Annotated in this window: 17 protein-coding genes and 2 tRNA genes; 10 read left to right on the plus strand and 9 right to left on the minus strand. The window is 48.0% G+C overall.

Going from position 1 to position 20,518, the window contains the following annotated elements:
* Positions 1–222: 222 nt before the first annotated feature.
* Positions 223–681: a hypothetical protein gene (locus GON22_RS14460; protein ID WP_160396807.1), complete on the minus strand. Its 459-nt coding sequence runs from the start codon at positions 679–681 to the stop codon at positions 223–225.
* A 499-nt stretch (positions 682–1,180) separates the two neighbouring features.
* Between GON22_RS14460 and GON22_RS14465 the strand changes: the two genes are divergently transcribed.
* Entirely contained in the window at positions 1,181–2,785 is a 1,605-nt protein-coding gene (locus GON22_RS14465) for a hypothetical protein (RefSeq protein ID WP_160396808.1), read from the plus strand.
* An 86-nt stretch (positions 2,786–2,871) separates the two neighbouring features.
* Here the strand turns inward: GON22_RS14465 and GON22_RS14470 are convergent, their stop codons facing one another.
* Positions 2,872–4,095 carry a patatin-like phospholipase family protein gene (locus GON22_RS14470; RefSeq protein WP_160396809.1) on the minus strand — a complete coding sequence of 408 codons (1,224 nt, stop codon included), beginning with the start codon at positions 4,093–4,095 and terminating at the stop codon, positions 2,872–2,874.
* Positions 4,096–4,265: 170 nt separating this feature from the next.
* The gene (locus GON22_RS14475) at positions 4,266–5,324 is read right to left on the minus strand and encodes a hypothetical protein (RefSeq protein WP_160396810.1); all 1,059 of its coding nucleotides are present in this window, start codon (positions 5,322–5,324) and stop codon (positions 4,266–4,268) included.
* A 135-nt stretch (positions 5,325–5,459) separates the two neighbouring features.
* On the opposite strand from GON22_RS14475, the gene GON22_RS14480 reads away from it, so the two are divergent.
* Positions 5,460–6,041 (plus strand): hypothetical protein, encoded by a 582-nt coding sequence (locus GON22_RS14480; protein WP_160396811.1) that lies wholly within the window; start codon positions 5,460–5,462, stop codon positions 6,039–6,041.
* Positions 5,989–6,972: a hypothetical protein gene (locus tag GON22_RS14485; protein WP_160396812.1), complete on the plus strand. Its 984-nt coding sequence runs from the start codon at positions 5,989–5,991 to the stop codon at positions 6,970–6,972. Before GON22_RS14480 ends, GON22_RS14485 begins: the two co-directional genes overlap by 53 nt.
* Before the next feature lie 406 nt (positions 6,973–7,378).
* Here GON22_RS14485 and GON22_RS14490 read toward each other — a convergent pair whose 3' ends face one another.
* Positions 7,379–9,997 (minus strand): adenosylcobalamin-dependent ribonucleoside-diphosphate reductase, encoded by a 2,619-nt coding sequence (locus GON22_RS14490; protein WP_160396813.1) that lies wholly within the window; start codon positions 9,995–9,997, stop codon positions 7,379–7,381.
* Positions 9,998–10,310: 313 nt separating this feature from the next.
* On the opposite strand from GON22_RS14490, the gene GON22_RS14495 reads away from it, so the two are divergent.
* The 3 genes from GON22_RS14495 (at position 10,311) to GON22_RS14505 (ending at position 14,227) form a co-directional block, all read left to right on the plus strand.
* A complete protein-coding gene (locus tag GON22_RS14495) occupies positions 10,311–12,131 on the plus strand; it encodes a DEAD/DEAH box helicase (protein WP_202113239.1) in 1,821 nt (606 codons plus the stop codon).
* On the plus strand, positions 12,128–13,117 hold the full coding sequence (locus tag GON22_RS14500) for a YqhG family protein (protein ID WP_160396814.1): 990 nt from the start codon (positions 12,128–12,130) through the stop codon (positions 13,115–13,117). The genes GON22_RS14495 and GON22_RS14500 overlap by 4 nt, the downstream gene beginning before the upstream one ends.
* 132 nt (positions 13,118–13,249) lie before the next feature.
* On the plus strand, positions 13,250–14,227 hold the full coding sequence (locus GON22_RS14505; RefSeq protein WP_160396815.1) for a hypothetical protein: 978 nt from the start codon (positions 13,250–13,252) through the stop codon (positions 14,225–14,227).
* Here the strand turns inward: GON22_RS14505 and GON22_RS14510 are convergent.
* Positions 14,189–14,443, minus strand: coding sequence for a YqzE family protein (locus tag GON22_RS14510; RefSeq protein ID WP_160396816.1), 255 nt, complete (start codon positions 14,441–14,443; stop codon positions 14,189–14,191). The genes GON22_RS14505 and GON22_RS14510 overlap by 39 nt on opposite strands.
* 157 nt (positions 14,444–14,600) lie before the next feature.
* Here GON22_RS14510 and GON22_RS14515 point away from each other — a divergent pair, with 157 nt between their 5' ends.
* Entirely contained in the window at positions 14,601–15,386 is a 786-nt protein-coding gene (locus GON22_RS14515) for an N-acetylmuramoyl-L-alanine amidase (protein ID WP_160396817.1), read from the plus strand.
* On the opposite strand, the gene GON22_RS14520 is transcribed toward GON22_RS14515, so the two are convergent.
* Positions 15,348–16,202: a divergent polysaccharide deacetylase family protein gene (locus tag GON22_RS14520; RefSeq protein WP_160396850.1), complete on the minus strand. Its 855-nt coding sequence runs from the start codon at positions 16,200–16,202 to the stop codon at positions 15,348–15,350. The genes GON22_RS14515 and GON22_RS14520 overlap by 39 nt on opposite strands.
* A gap of 180 nt (positions 16,203–16,382) precedes the next feature.
* On the opposite strand from GON22_RS14520, the gene GON22_RS14525 reads away from it, so the two are divergent.
* The 3 genes from GON22_RS14525 (at position 16,383) to GON22_RS14535 (ending at position 16,969) form a co-directional block, all read left to right on the plus strand.
* Positions 16,383–16,469 (plus strand) — tRNA-Leu (locus GON22_RS14525).
* 87 nt (positions 16,470–16,556) lie between these two features.
* The gene (locus tag GON22_RS14530) at positions 16,557–16,817 is read left to right on the plus strand and encodes a YkgJ family cysteine cluster protein (protein WP_160396818.1); all 261 of its coding nucleotides are present in this window, start codon (positions 16,557–16,559) and stop codon (positions 16,815–16,817) included.
* 65 nt (positions 16,818–16,882) lie between these two features.
* A tRNA-Leu gene (locus GON22_RS14535) sits at positions 16,883–16,969 on the plus strand.
* A 156-nt stretch (positions 16,970–17,125) separates the two neighbouring features.
* Here GON22_RS14535 and GON22_RS14540 read toward each other — a convergent pair.
* From GON22_RS14540 to GON22_RS14550, 3 genes are read right to left on the minus strand one after another with little or no spacing between them, the layout of a single operon-like run.
* Complete coding sequence (locus tag GON22_RS14540) at positions 17,126–18,775, minus strand: CotH kinase family protein (protein ID WP_160396819.1); 1,650 nt, start codon at positions 18,773–18,775, stop codon at positions 17,126–17,128.
* A gap of 14 nt (positions 18,776–18,789) precedes the next feature.
* On the minus strand, positions 18,790–19,503 hold the full coding sequence (locus GON22_RS14545) for a DUF4956 domain-containing protein (protein WP_160396820.1): 714 nt from the start codon (positions 19,501–19,503) through the stop codon (positions 18,790–18,792).
* Between the two features lies 1 nt (position 19,504).
* The gene (locus GON22_RS14550; protein WP_160396821.1) at positions 19,505–20,323 is read right to left on the minus strand and encodes a polyphosphate polymerase domain-containing protein; all 819 of its coding nucleotides are present in this window, start codon (positions 20,321–20,323) and stop codon (positions 19,505–19,507) included.
* Between the last annotated feature and the right edge of the window lie 195 nt (positions 20,324–20,518).

The raw sequence follows: 20,518 nt of genomic DNA on the forward strand, positions 1-20,518 counted from the left end.
GTCCCATCGGGATCACTTCTTTAAACAGTAACACCTCCTCCTTTACTAGGAGCAATGCATGTGTCCATTTTGCTTTTTATTGAAATTAACTCGTTATAAAATTGCAGATGCAAACGATTATTTTGCTTATTTAAAGGTTAAACTCATATAAATTTTATCTGATGCATCAATCAACTTGGCCATCTTACATCTCATATACGAGTTAATCAATCTAACGCAAACTCATTTCTTGATAATAATCTTCTCAAATTGAATAAAAAACTTCGCACCTGATGCAAAAATCAATTCATGCGAAATTAATTTCTCATCCACTTCTAACAATTCTGAATAGATACAGTCATTAATACCTAAATGATTGATTCCAGTTACTGACTCGTTATATGTAAGTTTAAATTGCGATATTTTCCCATAACGAATTTGAAATGCCTTCTTACGTTCAAAAGTAACTTCAATCGTTGTCGGCCTACTCTTGAGTTTACCATGCTCAATAGTCATTCCAAGAAATGTAGCATCATGCAACGCATTATTGTAAGCCATTTCCCATACGGCTTTACTCACTTTTCCTTTTAGCAACTCAAGGCTAGCTCGGTAGTTTCTTACAGCTTCGTTCCATCGTTCTTCATGCCCCTCATGCTCTTCAAATATGGATTGATTTAATAATTCATCAGTAAAAAATTTCATAAACCAACCTCCGCACTAATTCGGAAAAAATCAAAACTTACCTTTCTTATACATCGATCTTTTTCACTATATATACTGGAGATGACAAGGAGATCGTCGATCTCATCAATGCATTCATCAAATCCCGATATGAAGGAGATAAGGAAAAGTATTTATCGTTACTGGATTCTCGAAGTAATATGTATCCCACCAACGAAAATTCATTTCAGATGCCAGCCTACAAAACGCAACGATTAGCGTTTCGTTCAGACATAATGATCAAAGAACAAAAATCATTGTACGAGGCTAGTGTTCTAGTAATGGAGCATCGGATCGACCAGGATGAATACGCAGCTTTCTTCGTTTTCCATAAAGGTAAAGGCCCTAAAGATAAATGGAAAATCTATTTATATGATTAATAAATTATTTTGGCTCCATATCTGAAATAATATCACATAATAGCCGATTGGTAGTACGAGGGAATTATTCCTCTACTACTAGAGCTATTGGAGACGATCGAATGAACCGACTGTTTAGAGGCATCGGGATGATACTTGCCACTGCCACGCTGCTGGTAAGCCTCTCGCCGCCTATCGCTTCGCACGCTGCAGAGAAGCCGCGACTGCTGAAAGAGACGACCATTGATTTTTTGGTAGACACGGCAACGTGGAATGCCTATCCGGTTGCGCATACGCGCACGACGGACTACGGGAACGGTTTTGATGTCACAGATGAGTTTCACAAGTTCCCGAGCCTGAAGATCAAATTGCCAAGCGGTAATCCCGACATTTCGTATTACAACTATATCTATGAGGGCGAACAATGGGATAGCTCGCCTACCGTTCACTACTATCCATCAGGCGATCACATCTATTGGACGATCGAGATTAATCGCAAACCGCAGTATATTCGCCAGCTGTACGACTACAATACGAAGACGGCGACAATGAAGCTAGTGAAAGAATTTATCACAAAGGAATATGCCGATCAGATCGATGTTTTCCCAGACTTCGGTGCTTATGCGCTCAATAAGTACTACGAAGACATAAACGACAGCTACTTGTACGCGATTAGCACTGGCAAATTTTTAGGAAGAATAGATTCTGCCTACGAGCCTTCCTCTAAAGATGACAGTATAAAGGGGCTCATCTATGATCATAAGCCTGCCGCTAAATCACTTATCGTTAAGCTCGATGTCACCTCTAAGACAGAACCGCCTAAGGGTACAAAAGACTGGTATAGCTACTTAGGTGTCTACTACATCCCGACAACATACGAAATGCTGCCAGATGGAAGCAAAAAACCGATCAAAGTTACCGGAAATTCTGTCATGAATTTCGGCGAGGATTGGACCTATAAGGTCGGGAACACAAGGTATACCAGCTACTATGATAAAAAGATTAAAGCGTGGCTCATTAGCGCCAAATCAGCCAGAAACAACACGCCTATAGTGTTCACCCATGCAGGCACAATATCCAAAGTTTCCTTCTCACCAAATAATAAGTATATGATCATAACTGAAATTAAACAGGGCCCTAATCCAAACATCTTCTCCGCAACCTACAGTTATACAACGCAAATAATAGACGCGCCTACAGGCAAAGTGCTTCGCGTGCTGCCAGCCTACTATCGCAAGCATTCCCAGCATAGCTACAATTGGAATTATGGCGATGAACTGGTTGAGGTCGAATATAGCGAATATGCACGAAATGGCTATTTGAACCTGTCGACCGGCATGTTCGTTGGCAAATATGAGGATTGGGCCGAAGGCGTTGCCTCGTATTCCGGCGATTTCAGCGAGCTGTTAAGCCCCGAGCCGGGACGCGAAATTTTAGTGAACGATAAAATCAAAGTTAATTTGTCCGCACCTGACCTGTTCCTGTCGGATCATGATTTGTGGTATGTAGGCTTGAAGAGTTTCTCCGACGCGGTAGGTGCAACAATAGCCACCAACAATCAAACGACAACGATTAGCCTGAATGGGAAGTCATTTAAGGCAGATTCCAAAACGTTAATTAAGTTCCGCGGGCGCATGTTTATCCCGATGAAAGATTTCCGTAATCTCGGGCTTAAGATTCAATTGAACGGGCAGGAGAACGTAAGGAAGTATGCGAACGAATACTGAGTGGCAGGCTCAATAGAATGATATACAAAAGGCAACTCCCAGCGACACGTGGAGTTGCCTTTTTGCTAATTAAATATACTCGCACCTTATAGAGAGAGCTTGGTATGTAATGGAGAAAAATTGCTTCGCTTTTGTCCTCGCTTTAATATTTCCGTGGCCTCACTGATGTTATCGCTGAATGGATACACAGGAACGTCATTCCACTTTTGAGCAGGAACAATCTCAGGAGCAACTGCTTTCACGGCTAGATCCGTATGAATTGCACCCGACCACATCAGTGAAGCGATCTCAACATCATGGAAAGCATCAAGGTCTGTGCGCAATCCGCCAATTAAGCCCTCTATCTCCTCGTAGTGCGACGGGTATTCCGGCAGATCGATTAATGATGGCCGATGTTCTTGTTCAGCGTTACGGATTTTGTTAATCGATCGCCCCAAGATCATTTGAATGCCTTGTTTGTGCGTAAATATGAGCCTTCTTCTCAAATTAACGATTTGGTCAAGGCTAACACTTAGCAGGCGGGAGTTAAGCTTCAAATAAGACGGGCGATCCTTTAATCCCCATGATTTCTCAGCTGCAGAAGCATCCAATATAATATAAGGCGTGTCATCTTTTAAAATGCTTTCAGAACCGAGATTGTCATACACCCCGCCATCTGTGAGATATAACAGGTCTGGCGATACTTTAGCATGGGCTGCACAGTATTCGTCTACAAACGTTCGGCCTTTGCCAGAAAGCTTCAGCGGGGCAAACATCATAGGAAATGCTGCAGAAGCAGCCACTGCAAAAGCAACGGTGATATCATCGATTTCTTTGCTCTGCCCTAGCAACCCCGCATACATATCCGTCACTTTAAACCTAAACCGCTTAAGCGTATTGAGGCATGTCGCGTTGCAACTCCATTCGGGATACGAGGGCAAATCCTTAATTTTCTTGCCTTGAAACAAAGACTCGTCCAGCAGTTTCGGATAGAGGCGGCTAAATCGCGTTCGCGGCAGCTCAGGTTTAAAATGTGATGCTAGCTCCGTTGTTCTAGGAATAATCGACCTGCGCATAATTTTCTGTCGCAAGTTGCTTTGCCCAAGCCGTTGAAGCGGTCCCGTGACCCGCTGGTCAAAATCCTCTACGCTTTGGAACTTGCCGCTCGATAACCCCAGCATAATTGCGCCCGCCGTAATGCTTCCACCAGATACAGAGCTGATACTTGAAACTTCATCTGCGATCCCTAGCTCTACCAGGCGCCGATAAGCTCCGAGACAGAAGAAAGTGGCGCGAAATCCTCCTCCGGAGAAAGCAAGCTTTAAACTCATGCGTTTATCCTCCTTATCGTTGTAATGCCCAGCCTCTAAAATTCAAATATAGCATTATTTTACCATAACGGTTCCTTCTAATTGCCACCAAATCTATTCGGCAATGCTCAAAAAACACCAAAAGGATGCACAGGCATCCATTGGTGTTTTTACAATCGAATACGTTTCATTTATAACCGCAGGCGTTTAACCGTGGTTTGATCAATTGTGATGAACGCCAAATCTTTTGCAAAGAAGTAACTTCCTTTTTGGGGAACATCAACTTTACGTTTGAGCTTTCCTTTTAGATCGTAAATCTCATTGTTAATGATAAATCCATCTTTCATGGATTGAATGGTTAAATTAACATGGCTCACGTTACTCTTCTTCCACGTTACTTTCCCGTCTTTTCCGAGCATAATAATGCCTCGTTCATTCAGGGCATAGAAGATGATATTCCCGTTTGGAAGGGCAACGATGTTATCCGCCTCATTGCGATAGCCTTCCATCTGATACTTCCACTTAATCTTCCCTTTTCGGTCGTAGGCATAAATGCTACTGTAATCCCATTCCATCGCATCCCGCAACTCGTAAACATAAATCGTTTGCCCATCATCAGAAATAGCTCGTGGACTCAAGTCCCTATATCCCTTAGGCATTAAATTAAATAAGTACGTATTGCCATCGTAAATATCAATAGAACCGTTTGCTTTTATCACATGCCATACGCTTGTGTCGTACTCGAATACGGGTACATCACTTTTATTTTTTAAAATGACATTCTCATCCGGTTTACCGTTAGGGGCAAAGGTGATCACCCTCGGTTCATCTTCCCGATGAAAGCGAATGCTCTTTCCTCCGGGCAGGAAGCGAAACTCAACTCCCGCTTTTATGGTTTTACTCCAAATCATCTTCCCGTCCAATCCATAGGCATACAGTGTGTTTGCCACTTGCAAATATAGTTTATTATCGAGCCCAATTTTGAAGTAAACGACGTTAGCAGCGGGACCAGTAATCGACCATTTTTTCTTCCCATCAGGGCCAATCGCTTGCAAGAGGTAGTCCTTTTGTTTATATACACCCAGCACATAAACATTTCCGTAACGATCACTATCCGCCTGTTTCCATTGAAAGTCTTTGGGAAGCGAATACGAGTAGTTGGCGGATGCAGTCGCAGCATCTGTTTGTAGGGGCGCAGCAAACATAGAAAGCAACAATAAACTCATTACAGCTAACAACCAGTTTCTCATGTTGAAAATCTCCTTATTATATCCATTTCATGTTATTGTACATAATAAAGAGCGGTAATTTAATAGGATAAAGAAATAAATTAATAAATTAATCGGTTAATCGAAAAATGCAGAAGAATGGTGGTTATTTTAGCAATGAATCTCAAAATGCCTAGCGTCCTTCAATCTTTCGTGAAATTACTTACGCCTAAAAAATGGCCAACTTCGAAACGACCACAATTGGTAATGGATACCAACCAAATAGATGAATTCATTTTTCGCAGTTGTGAAGAGATCGGGTCTATTCTAAAGACCGAATCTATGCTGGAGTTGGATGCAAAAACAGTGGTGGCCAGATTTCCTGTAGAAGAGAAATCTAAGATTATTTCGATATTACAAAGTACACCACTGACACAAAAAGAAGTGGTTGAAGTCGCTGAAATCATACATATGACATACCTAGCATTGAATGATAAAGCTATAAATGATTGCACGGATTTTATCCAAGAACATATTAAATCGCGTAATTTAAAGGGTACTGATCATGAATATATCTTTTGTTATGATGAAACCCGTAACGACAGAAAATTTTGGATTAAGGATGGCCGCTTCAATATCGATCAATTAGATTCCACTCGAACCCATAAAGATCAATACCTTAATTTTGTAGTTGGCGGTTTCTTATATGATGAAAAAGTATTTGATGGGAACTGCGATTCTTTGCTTACAAGATCGTAATCTTATGGCGTTGCTAAAATGGGTATATGAATCAGAAATTTATGTCCATTATTGGAATGTTGACATGTTATACATTATTGCTGATGAAATAGCACAAGAGCTTGTGGACGATGAAGCTGCATCCGTTCAAGGTGCGCGGATGTTGCTCGGAGACATGCTTTATCCAATCATAAAAAAGCAACCCAAACGAATGGCTGCGTTTTTACACCAATATACATACCCGAACGTCAATGAGGAACAGATTCAGGATTTTTGGGAAAGGTGGATACTCCTCTTTGATGAGCATGTAAAGCACGCACCCAGTCTCACAAAGTGGTTTTTCGATAAAGTAATTAGAGAGAAACTAGTAGAGTCCAAAAACTTACGGAAACAATTTTCTGCCCCTCGTGAAGACTACATCATACTAGAACATTTTCTCTCTTATTATGCCTCACCTCTATTAATATTTTCGAAGTCGTTTCATCTATTTGATACCGAATCAGAAATCATGAAACGCTTAGAATCTTCTCAATTTGTACTCGAGAATAAAGCAGTCCAAAACTATAAGTTTATTGAGGATTCTAAGCTTGATCTTCGGATTCAAATTTGCGATGTCCTGGTTGGATGTTTGAGTTGGTTTTTCACCTTTTTAAAAAATACAAACGAAGCTGCTCTCCTTTCGTTTGCCCTTTCACTAAATAAAAAGCAAAAAATCAGCCTATCGCTCCTTTGCGAAATTCTCAGAAAATCGTTTGAAAAGAATCCCGCATTTACCTCTTCAATTAATAGTGCTACTGAAAGAGAAAACTTGGCGTACATCATGGGAATTTTCTCACTAAAAGATAGCGAGGAACAATTTGTGCACGATGCATCATTTAAGGACGGAGTCCTTCGATTCTATCAAAGAGAAGATTTTATTGCCCCTATAAAAGAGTTTCTGCAGCGATCCTAATTATTTATGATATTCTCCTTTACCGCTCAAAGAAAGACGGCTCTAAGCCACAGGTGCTGTTCTCAGCATCCATGCGTGGCGCGCAAATTAATAGTCTGTCAATTGTCAACGGCTGGTTATAATGACGGAGAGTTTAGTTGGGGTAACCCGAGTACCTACGAGATGTATCGCCGCGCTGTAACGCCAAACGGGAGCAGCCCGTTCGGTGCCAAAACGCTACTTCACAAATATTCGTTCCGTAATTAAATCATGAGGATCGGAGCAAAGCAGGTTTGCCGTTCACAGCGCCAGAACTATGTTTGTGATACACAACTGAAGGATTACAACAGATTACAGCATCCTTGGCTCATTTCGTAGAAAAAGCTCTCAGGCGGCAACCATTCACCTGAGAGCTTTTTCGATCTAATTAATTACAACGGCTATACCCACAATTACTGCACGTCTTACATCCCTCAATATTAATCAGCGACGCCGATCCGCATGACGTACACAGGTCGCGCGACGACGACTGTCCTGCATGCACATGCGCGCCATTATTCGCTGCCGCCAAAGCAGGCGCAGCCGGAACCGCAACAGCTGGCAATGCTGTTGGCTCCGCATACAGCGCAGCCGCTTCTTCCGCCGTCTCCGCGTGCGTCTCAAGCGCCTTCGCTACTGCATCCGCGATCGATTCCACGCGATTCGCGCCGAAGCCGATGGCGCCGGATCCGCCAATGCCTTTAAGGTGCTTAACGAGCAGCTTCACTTTGTTGCCGTGATCGCCATAACGAAGGAACAGCGAGCACACGCGGCCGAGCGCTTCCGCCATCGCGAATACGTCGGAGCCAGCTTTGCCAACATTAAGGAAGATTTCACTTGGTGTGCCATTCATATCATTAATCGTAATGTACGCCATGCCGAATGGCGTGTTTACTTTATAGGTAGCGCCACGCAGCACTTGCGGACGGCGCTTGTATTCTTTATCAAATACTTGCTCTTGCTGCGGCGTTACATCCGCATTCAGCGTTGCATTCAGCTCGCCGACTGCTGTCGTTTCCTCAGCTGCCGCTGTCGCCGTTTCAGCTACTGCTGCTGCCACTTCGTCCTTCTTCTCTTCCTTCGAAGCGGTCGACAACACTTGAACGTCACGGCTGCCGTCACGATAGATCGTTACGCCTTTGCAACCGAGATCGAATGCAAGCTCATACAGCTCTTTTGTTTCTTCGACGGTAAAGTCGTTCGGCGCATTTGCCGTTTTGGAAATCGAGCTATCGACCCAGCGTTGGATCGCCGCTTGAACACGGATATGATCCTTCGCCGATAACGACATCGACGTTACATAATAATCCGGCAGCTCTTGGCCAGGATGCGCATCGATCCACTCTTGCGCGATCGGCACGAGCTGCTTGTCGAAGCCGAGACGGCTTTGGCGGAAGTATTCGAACGCGAAGTACGGCTCGATGCCTGTAGAAGTCCCAACCATCGTACCCGTGCTGCCTGTTGGCGCTTGCGTCAATACGGTAACGTTGCGTACGCCGCTCTTCATGATCGCATCGCCCACTTCCGGGTACTCCTCGACCATGTTTTGCATAAATCCGCTTTGCAAATAAGGTTCTGCCTCGAACGCTGGGAACGAGCCTTTCTCGCCTGCAATCTCGGACGAAGCCAGGTACGATTCTCGTGCGATGAAACCATAAATCTTATCGAGGAACGATAACGATTCAGGTGAACCATAACGGATGCCAAGCTTAATCATCAGCTCTGCCAAGCCCATCGTGCCCAGGCCGACGCGGCGTTCGTTTTGTTGGTTCGCTTCATTTTCCGGGAAATGATACGGCGTCTTGTCGATAACATTATCGAGGAAGCGCACCGACCAGCGCGTTACGCGGCCGAGCTCGTTCCAGTCCACATCATCTTTGCCCTCATCATAGAACTTGGACAGATTGATTGCGGATAGGTTGCAGACGCCCCAAGCTGGCAGCCCTTGTTCGCCGCATGGATTCGTACAAATGATCGGATTGAAGTACCAGCTGTTCGACATCTGGTTGTAGTATTCCATGAACACAACGCCCGGTTCAGCCGATTTCCAAGCCGATTCGATGATTGTATGCCACACATCGCGGGCACGGACCGTTTTGTAAGGAATAACCGGATGGCCGTTGGAACGCCATTTTTCCAAATCCCCGTCCCATAGCTCATCATAGCCTGGCGCCTTCGTATCTGGAAAGACGAGCTCCCAATCGAGGTCCTCTTTGACTGCCTTCATGAATCCGTTGCTCACACAAACCGACAAGTTCGCATTCGTCACTTGCCCCATCGTTTGCTTAACGGTAATGAAATCGAGGAGATCCGGATGCCAGTCATTAATCATAAGCATAAGCGCGCCACGGCGGCTGCCGCCTTGCTCAATCAAGCCTGTCGTGTAGCTGAACAATCCGCCCCATGATACGGCGCCGCTTGAGGAGCCATTCACGCCTGCAACGATCGCCCGGCGAGGGCGCAAGGATGACAGGTTAATGCCAACGCCGCCGCCACGCGCCATAATTTCAGTCATTTCCGTGAGCGTCTCCATAATGCCGCCCCGGCTGTCTTTTGGCGAAGGAATAACATAGCAGTTGAACAGCGTGAGCTCTTCGCTAGCGCCTGCTCCAGCCGCAATTCGTCCGCCCGGCACGAGCTTCCAATCATCGAGAATATAGCGGAACCGTTCTGCCCATTCCTTCCGCTTCTCTTCTTTCTCAACAGATGCCATCGCGCCAGCGAGGCGATCCCACATTTCTTCCGGCGTTTTCTCAACGGTAAGCGTCAGCTTCTCTACGGACGATTCGATCGTGCCCCCGCTGCGCAGCTTAACCGTCACGTCGCTGCCGCGGCGTGCGATGACTTCGCCTACTTCCTTGGTCGGGAATTTCGGGTCGTCCTTCGTCAACACCAGTACGACGTCGCCTACCTTCGTCTCGTTCGTATCCGCATTTTTCCATGCGTAGCGATCCAAAAATATTTTCTCGCTTAGTCCTTCTAATCGATTATTACGCGTCGTCACCATCTGCCGACAACCTCCCGTTTTCTTGGTTCCGCAGCCCATGAAGTTATCTATATTGTATGATTCTGGTACCATATATTGTGTGCGAATCTCATTATACTATACTAAATATAGATATACATCGCCTCTGACCGCTGTTTTCGCCGAAATTCCCCATCCACTGCTTGTAATCCTTCATAATGCTTGTCCATCCTCGTCGAATCTCTGTTTTTCGCCTCATTCTGTCACACTTGCTTTCTATCTCTTATGTTTTGCCGCACACAAGGCCATACTATGGAAATCACGTCCGCCAAAATGGCAGGAAAGGAGCTCATCCATGACGCAACCCATCCAACCGACGAATCCGACCCGCTCCGAACCAGCCGGCGCTAACCGAAAGCTGAATCCGCTCGTCGATTGGCGTTTTGAACGCTCTTGGTTCGACGAGCTGCAGAGCCGGCTGAACCGTAATGGCCCTTGGGACAACTGGCCGCTCTATCAACTCGCCGTCGAAGCCGAGCAAGCGAAGCAGGTGACGAGCTTTGACGAGCTGCGCTGCCTTCGCTGCCTGCCTTCACTTGAGCCAATGGCTCATCAAATATCAACGGCTAGCAAGGTGCTGCACGAAATGGGCGGCCGCGCCATCTTGGCTGATGAGGTCGGGCTTGGCAAAACGATTGAAGCAGGCCTTGTGCTCAAAGAATATATGATGCGTGGGCTGGTGAAGCGTGCCCTAATCCTTGTGCCGGCTTCCCTCGTGCTGCAATGGGTCCGTGAGCTAAACCAGAAGTTCGGCATACCCGCTGTCGCACAGAAGAAAGAGCATACGTGGGCATGTGATGTCGTTGTCGCTTCGATGGACACAGCCAAACGCGACCCTCACCGCGAGAAGCTGATGGCGCAAGAGTATGACATTCTGATCATCGACGAGGCCCATAAGCTCAAAAATAAGAAAACGACCAACTACCAGTTCGTCACCCAGCTCAACAAAAAATACTGCCTGCTATTAACAGCAACGCCCGTTCAGAACGACCTGGACGAGCTCTATAACCTGATTACCCTGCTTAAGCCTGGCCAACTCGGGGGGCAGAGCGAATTTGCTGCAAACTTCGTCGTCGATAAGCGGCTGCCTAAGAACGAAGGGCAGTTGCAAGAAGCACTGTCTGCGGTTATGATCCGAAATCGCCGCGGAGACGGGGACATTCAGTTCACGAAACGGATCGTCCGCAACATCCCACTTGCGCTATCGCCGGAGGAAAAAGCGCTCTATGACGGCGTAACCGCCTTCGTCCGTGAACGCGTTGTCGAGACCGTCGCAGATATGGCGAGCATGCTATCGCTCGTTACGCTACAGCGGGAAGTGTGCTCCAGCCGCGATGCGGTGTTCTTAACGCTTGTAAACCTATTTAAGAAAACAGCCGAAGACTCTCCCTTACGGGCCAAAATATGGGCGCTTGTCGAGGTCATCCGCAGTATCACCTCGAATACGAAAGCTGAAAAAGCGATGGAGCTTATCCGCGAAATCGATGATAAGGTGATCATTTTCACCGAATATCGAGCGACGCAAGAATATTTGCTGCAATATTTCCGCTCGCATGGGCTGCAAGCAGTCCCTTATCGGGGCGGCATGAATCGCGGCAAAAAAGATTGGATGATGGACCTGTTCCGCGGCCGTGCGCAGGTGCTTATCGCGACAGAAGCTGGCGGCGAGGGCATCAACCTGCAATTTTGCCACCACATGATCAACTTCGACCTGCCTTGGAATCCAATGCGCGTCGAGCAACGAATCGGGCGGGTGCACCGCCTGGGGCAGAAGCATGACGTGCGCATCTATAACCTGTGTACGCTTGGCACAATCGAGGAGCATATCGTGAATCTGCTGCATGAGAAAATCAACCTGTTCGAGCTCGTCATCGGCGAATTGGACCATATCCTTGAACGATTCGAGAAGCAGGAGTTATCGATGGAACAGCAGATCGCCCGTATGGTAGCCGAATCAGGAGATGGCTCAGAGCTACGGCAGAGGATCGATGGCCTAGGCAGCTCGATAAGCCGCATTCGCGATGAGGTGCAGTCTGAAATTCTCGATGAAGACAATCCGCTGGCGAATATGCTCGATGCTGTCGGCCAAACCATCTCGTTGGAGGCAAGCCCATGAACGAACGCCAAGTGCACAAATATGTCCAGCGGTTTCTCGAAGCAACGGAATGTGTCATTCTTGAGAAATCGCCTTCCCATTTTAAAGTGAAGCTATCGCCTGCCGCAGACCGTTCGCTCACCAACCGGCCATACTATTGGAGCTTCGTTGATCGGACTGGCGCAGATCCTGAGACGATGTCCATGCTGTTCGTGACCGACAAGGCCAAATATGACGCCGCCGAGGCCGCTGCACAAGAAGTGCCTTTGCAGCCGCAAGGCGCAAATGCACCTGCGGGAGGGCCAGACACTGCTACACCAGGAGGAAGCGGCCTTTCCACTGCAGCCGAAGCGGCGCTCGGCCGGTCATTTGGGTTTGTCCATGGCGCGATGAATACGGTACGCATGCCGCGGGAGGATTTGCATTTTGGCTCGCGCAAGCTTGACCAACTGTTCGATGCCAGCAGTGCGGGCGGCAGCTATGTCTACCTATTTCAGGAGCCTGAGCGAAAGCACGCCCTTCCTTACGACTCGACGCCATACACCGCGTGGCTTGGCGTAAACTTGAAGGTTGAATTCGCCTGTGACCGCAAACGCGAAGAGTTTCATTCCATCGGCGTCTCCCTTGCTTCCGGCCAATGCGTCGAGCGATTCCATGACCGGCTGCTCGAGCTCAAATTAACGCCAAAGCTGCCGCCTAATGTGCATATTACGAAAAATGGCATTTCGCTTCACAAAGCGATGGCGACAATCGAGCAAATGATCGAACGTAAGCTAAAACAGCAGGATTATAGCTGGGCTGCTTCCGCAAGCGAACGGCTGGATGAGGAGCTTGGGCGCATCAAGCATTATTATGAGCCGCTCATCGATACAGCTATCGAGGAAAACAAAGGTGCCATCTCGGAGCAATATGAGAAACGGCAAGCCGAAATTCGTTGGCAGTATGAACCCCGCGTTACAGCGTCTGCCATCAACTGCGGCATTTTTCATCTTTCGGGTATCGATTGACAGTGGGCTACAAAATTAGAACCGATGCCGTACGCGTCTGCGCGACAGCTTCCAACAGCGTTCTTGGGAGCTTGTCCGTACAATGAAGAGGAACGTAAGCGGCTTCATGCCGCGCGAAAGGCGGAGATCACGATGCGCCATCCCTATATGGGCAAACTTATCCTTTTAGCCGTACTTGGAGCAGCCATGCTGCAACCGATTGCAGCTGCCAGCGCAGCGGCTACTTCGGCAACCGTGCAGGCCACGGCCATCCAAATCAATCCGTCGCCCAAGCCAGACGCACAGAAGCTCGAAAACCAAGTCCGTTCTTGGATGGACGAGCTTGCGAAGCAGCCTTCTTTTGCCTCTTGGACTGGTGCTGAATACACCATTGAACCGCTTGGCCCAGGTACCCATGCTTGGTATGTGATTATCTCAATAAGCGGAAAAACCGTTGGTTATATGATCGTGAATGCAACGGCAAATGGCGGTTTTGAATTAGGGGAATACGGAGTTGGGCAGCGGCCGTTATTCGATATGCAAACGCTGCGCTTGTCATTAGAGCGGCAAGGCGTCATTCCAAGCCGTACTGCTTCATCCACGTCGCCCAAAGCTGGGCAGCCCGCTTTCCAAGCAGAGCGGCTATATGCGAACGGGCTAGTTGCCGCTTGGCGCATCGTGACAGCTGATCGCGAGGTGCTGTATGCAGATGCAGCTACTGGCGATATTTTGCCTACTGATGACCGCTTATGGAAGCTAGCCGCCGCTCATGTGCAGCAATCCGATTCTTTCCCCGTATCCGCCGGCGTAAAATCTCATGTCTATCGCGCATATCGCGGCAGCTCATTCGACATTTATGCCGATTTGCCATGGCTGACCTCGCCATCGGTAAAACTAAAACAAGCAGAGCAGCTGCTCAAGCCGATTGAATCGGACCGCCCGATTCGTTACGTTACGGAGCTATTTGACCAGTCGGCTACGTTCATATGGGGCATTACCGGCTTCCAGCAATGGTCGAACCATGCGGTCTATTTACAACTCGAAGAGCCCGATCCAGAAGGGAACGGGCCACAATATAGCCGATATATCGGGTTATCCTTGCTCTCGGCCTTCGGCCGCTTTTACAGTTGATGGCGCCGTCCCTCGCATGCCCCTCATCCAAGTGAATAACGCAGTGAATAGCGTGACTGGCGCCAAGCCGAACCAGCGAGTCACCCATGGCTCCCTGGCCGACTTGGCTGCTTGCTTATTGCGGCGGCGCTGCTCGCGCTCCTCGACAGGCGTATCGATGTAATGGACGAATTGCCCTGCCATATATTTAATGAGTTCATCTCTTTTATCTGCCATTATTGTTCACTCCCCTACTCCAATTGGCCGCTATCTTATTCGTTTCCGCCTCTACAGCATTCCCTCCATTCACAAACAATAAACATGCATGAATTGCCATCCTTCAAGCCACGCTAAGAGCAGACCAGTGCTGTTTGGCCTATAGGAGGATAACCGGATGAATCACCAAGACCAGAAACAAGAAGACCAATTATCGATTAGGCGCAAAAGCTTCATGAACAACTGGAACAAACGCAAGCTTATCATTCCAATTGCGATTTCAGCACTACTGTGGAGCCCGGTCTCTGTTAGCCATCACGCTGCCGCTGCTGCCGACCATAGCGAACCGCCACATTACAAGCGAGCGCTCCCCTCTGCAGCCATTCTAATCGATGCCGGTCACGGAGGCGTTGATGGCGGAACCGTGTTCGGCGACACACTAGAGAAGCATATCAATCTGGCTGTTGCCCAAAAGCTGTACTTGTTGCTTCGCAGCCAAGGCATTAACGCCGTGCTGAATCGAACTGGCGATTATGCGTTAAGCGACGATAATCGATGGCATCAGACCTCTTCACGCCATCGGCGTGACCTATCGCAGCGCCGGCAGCTTACCGATGAGATCGATATCGCGTTATTCGTCAGCCTGCATGTTAACTGGGCCAAGAATGCCGTCAAGCATGGGCCGCTAGTGTTGCATCAGGACAATGGAAAAAGCGCCCTGCTTGCAACTTGCATTCAGGACGCTTTAAACCAGTTTCAGAAAACCAGTGAGCTGCCGAGGCTCGGCAAACCTTATTACTTGCTCAAAACCGTCAAACAACCAGCCGTTATTGTGGAGATGGGCTTCTTATCCCATGCTGGCGATCGGCAGATGCTCACGAATCGCGTATCGCAGACGAGGTTGGCTACGTCCATTGCAAATGGGTTACGGCAATATATGATGCTCGTCGGTTCGCTGGACTAAATCAGAAAGCTTGACGATTACGGCATTTTCCCGAAGTACGGGTGTCGATTGGAGCAGAACTGCTGCCGTTTTCTTGCCTGGCGGTCCGACATGGCCAATCGCGACACAATTCTCATGCTCCTCTAAGTATTTGCGCAGCACTCCGATTTGCTTGGCAATATGCTGGACCGAGTACACATCGTCTAGAAACACATGATTGGAGAGCAATGGAACACCGAGCTCATTGGCGACTTTGGGCACCACCGTTTTGAATGTCGTTCGGCTGTCGAGGAAAAATAACCCCCGCTCCTTGCACACGGCAAGCACAATCCGCATCGCTCGCTCATCCGCCGTTACCTTGGAGCCCATATGGTTATTCATTCCGACAGCGAACGGCACATTATCGATAGCCGCTTCGACCCGTTTGCGGATTTCGCTGTCACTAAGGTCTGTCGTTAACGCGCCGGGACCGAGCCACTCCCGCTTGCCTTTATTCGGCTCCATCGGCATGTGAACAATGACATCATGGCCGAGCTTATGCGCAGTCTCCGCATCAGCACGTGTCGTCGGCATGAACGGCATTACTGCTACTGTGAATGGAAACGGCAGCTTCATCATCTCTGCCGTACCCGTCATCCCGTTGCCAAAATCATCAATAACGATCGCTACCCGTTTCGTCTCTGCCGCTCGGCCATCCGTCCCTGCTGATGCAGAAGCCATAGTTGCTGGCACCGTATTGCCTGCGAGGAGCATGGCTACAAACAAGCAGGCCAGCTTATTGCGCCAACGACCAAATTTTAAACGGGTCGAACGATGTTGCGGTTGCTGCGAATGCATCATAACTTTGGGCCACCACCTTCCTCATTCCATACTTTCATTGTTTGTGCCCATATCAAAAATTATGTACCCCTTCGATTCAAGCCATCCGGCATTATTTACAGAAAATTCGAACATTGTAAATCGGATTGACTTGAATGGTACGAAAATGATATATTAATTTTCGCAAGTTGTAATTGTGCGGTCATGGCGGAATTGGCAGACGCGCTGGCTTCAGGTGCCAGTGGTAGCAATACCGTGGAGGTTCGAGTCCTCTTGACCGCACCATCTATAAGAGATTCCAGCGCATGAGCTGGAATCTTTTTCGTTATTTAGCGGAAGACACTCATGATACGCTGTAAGGAGGCCCTCACCATGGAATGCCGAATCGGCTGTGCAGCTTGCTGCATCGCCATTACGATTACTTCCCCTATTCCTGGCATGCCAGAAGGCAAGCCTGCTGGCGTACGTTGCGTACAGCTGGCACAAGATAACCGTTGCCGTTTGTTCGGCAAGCCGGAGCGCCCTGCCGTATGCGGTGGATTCACTGCGGAGGAATACACCTGCGGCCAGACGAACGAAGACGCATTTCGTATTTTGGCTCAGCTTGAGGCATTAACCGCACCGGCATCATAAAATTAAATAATTCATTGACATCAACAACGTTCTAGTGGTATGATCTTTTTTGTCGACATTGACATGCGGTCATGGCGGAATTGGCAGACGCGCTGGCTTCAGGTGCCAGTGGTAGCAATACCGTGGAGGTTCGAGTCCTCTTGACCGCACCACCTTTATAACGAACAGCTCCCTACGAAGGGAGCTTTTTTGTTCTATTTATACGTTCGGTAGCTTGTTAATAGGGCAGATTTTTCTGCCCTATTCCACACATTCGCTCGTTTGCGCGCCAATAGGGCAGGGTTTTTTGCCCTATTCTTCAGCACCTATCAATGTTTTCTGCGGAAATACACAACGAACAAGCAAGCTAGCATAAGTACAATGAGCAAACCGCCTGTCGTTAACGCTTCAGACGAGCTTCCTTGATTCACTGCCGCTGTTGCCTCGCCAAATCCGCCTGGACCGCCTCCCATGCCGCCACCTGGGAAGCCGCCACCACCACGGTCAAACCCATCAGGTGGTGCGCCCATGCCACCGCCGAATCCACCAAAATCGCCGCCCTGCTGCATCGCCTGCCCATTTTGCCCAGCTTCCGCATTGCCTTGGCCTGCTGCTGCTGCATCAACTTGCCCATTCGCTGCCACGTTGTTTCTGCCTCCTCTTCCCATGCCGCCGCCTCTCATGCCCCCGCCGTTGCCGGAACCGTTGCCAGCAGACGCGATCGTGCCGTCCAGCTGCTCAGCAACATTGGCAACACGAACCGAGGTGAACGACAGCAGTTGTTGAATGCCTTGCTCATATTGATCATACGTATAGAACGCTGTTGGATCGGCTTTTACATGCGCTGAGATCAACTCAGATAGCTGCTTCACCCGTGCTTGGAATACATCATCCTTCAAGTACGAACTAAGCATTTTATCGATAATCTCGTGATAACGCGTTTTGTACGCATCGACCTTCAATAGCTTGTCGACGAGTGGCCGTTCGGACAAAGCGCCATCCGTCGGTTCATCGATCATCAGTGTTGAGCTGCTGCCCAAGCCGCCGAATGCCATGTTGTAGTCCCAAGGCAAAATCGAAAAGACGCCATCGTCCTCATACAAATAGTAATTCTGCTTATTGCTGCCGATATAACTGTCTGTATTGGTTGTAACTGCATTCAAAGCAATATAGCCGAGCGCATCCTCAACGTTAAGGACGCTTTCGTAGTCGGTGCCATCGTTAAGCTCTTTAATCATGTCGATCAGGACATCATCATTGGACTTTGCCGACTTGCGCGAAAGTCCCGGATAATCAGACTCGCTGTCACCTTTATACAGCAGATCGCTACCGTTACCCATGATCCCTTTGTACAAAGCACCATAGGTGTTGCCAAAATTCCGCTCCAGATAGGAATCGCCAATCTGCTCAACAGCAAGATAGAAACCTTTCAGCTCTCCGTTGACATACACATTGACGTACGAATACTTAGGCGTCGGCAAACCCATTGACTCTGCAAGCTCATAGGTCAGAAACTCACGCATATACGTTGCGTCACTGTAATTGTTGTTCAAGTTGATTTTGGCAAGCCCTAACAAGGTTTGATTCGAAATATACTCGTCAAATGACAGCTTAAAGCTGTATCGGTCTGAATCAGGCATGCTGACGACCGAGCGCAAGGAAAGATTGCCCTTCGTTCGAACGCCTACATTATCAAGTTGAATGCCGTTATACTCCACTGTTGCCGACTTGAACTCCTCCGCAGAAGCGTTATCCAGCATCGATTGAAAATCATCGGGGTCGATCGTAATTTTCACATCAACGACCTTATCCTTCACAAACACATCCTGGTCCAACTGTTCGGTATTGGCCGCAGCCGAGGTGCCGCCCGAAACCGCGGAATCCCCGGTGCCCCCAGCCCAGCCGTCAAGCACAATGCCCGCGATGAGCGCAACAATCATGCTTACAACGAGAAGGGGGACGGCGGTTTTGGATTTCATTTTTGGCCGCCTAATTAGGACACGTAGTCGCCGCTGTAGCTGATTAGGACGGCATTCTTCACGCCACGGAGCTCCGAAATCGCATTCACGAATCCGCTTTCCTTATCCTTCACACGCACTTCCAGCGTCAGCTCGATGTTGCCCTGCGTCACCGTTTTTTGTTTTACGTTATAACGCTTCACATTCGCATTCACTTGCTCGATCAGCAGTTGCTCGCTCTCATCGCCTTCACAGTTCACGACGAGCAGATATGGCGTTTCGAACGAAGCTTTTTTGATAAAAATGAACAAAACAAGACCAACGATAACTGAACCCGCAATCGCAAGCGAGAAGAAGCCTGCGCCCGTTACGATCCCCGCTGCCGCCGCCCAGAACAAGAAGATGAGGTCAGTCGGGTCCTTAATCGGCGTACGGAACCGGACGATGCTGAGCGCGCCGACCATGCCGAGCGAGAGAACAAGATTCGAGTTAATTGCGATAATAACCATCGAAGTAATGAGCGTCATGCCGATCAGCGACACATTAAAACTTTTGCTATACAGCACGCCGCTGAATATGCGTTTATACAATAAGTAGATAAAAAATCCGATCAGAAAAGCAATGGCCATCGTAATTACAATTTTTGATAAGCTGATGTCATTAACAAAATTTTTCACGACAGAATTTTTAATAATGTCGCTAAAAGTATTCGTATCTGCCGTTGCGGCCTGGTTCGTATTCGTTTCCATCCTATTGGTCCTCCCACGCGTTCATCTTGATATATTTTCGGCACATTACATATTTGGAAGCGGATTGCCGCTGAAGCCCTTCGAGCTGGAGCGCATCCCGTATGTGGTACGGAATAAACTCATCGAATTTCACTTCCATAATCATCATCTGGTCTTCAATTGCACTCACCGTGCTCAAATTCGGATTAAACAAATCGGTTGCGAACAGCCCTGTTTTTAACTGTTTGTCGAACGTAATGCGCACATTGCCATTCACATTGATGTAAGGTTCGCGTACATAGTCGACGATTACCTTCGGGCGCAGCAGCCGATGCTTCATCTCGTTGTACAGCTCCATTCGGAACGGCCGCTCCGGCGCGAGCAGACAATTATAGTTCCCTGCGATTATCGCATCAGTCTCCTCGCGTGTGAGCGGCTCCTTCACCTTGGCGATATACTCATCCTGTTTGATTTTTTTCTCAAAATGAATGGCTTTATCGTCCACGTTATAAATGCGAATTCGGTACTTGTTCCGTTCACGCACCCCGCCGAGCTTCTCAGACAACGCTTTATTTTCCATATCGTCAAAATATAAGCTGCGAATATGGTACTCTCCTGTTGGACCCGCATGCTTGTCCCGCTGCATGAAGCTTTTCAAACGCTGGCGAATAATAAAATATTGATGGTAATTCACGTAAAATTTAAGCTCGTGACGGAATTTCAAAGGGGCGCTCGGGATACCGCTTGCGATAGGCTGCACCACCGCTTGGGATGTGGGGTCCGCAAGTTTAAGGCCATTGATGGCCGACTGGAATTCATTAGTTAGCTCCATTGCTTTCATTCTGTCACCTCGTTTCAATCGCTTGATGTGACTCATTATAGGCGGCCATCTTGAAAGTACTCTTACCGCTAGCTGAATAAACGCTGAAAAATTTACACGATCTTAACCATTCATTTGCCACATGATCCTTAATAATGAGATAGTATAAGGAACTTTAGCGCCGATTCGGAGCATCGAAGAAAGGAGCCATCATAA

The sequence above is a fragment of the Paenibacillus sp. MMS18-CY102 genome, assembly GCF_009789195.1.
GTDB lineage: Bacteria > Bacillota > Bacilli > Paenibacillales > Paenibacillaceae > Paenibacillus_T.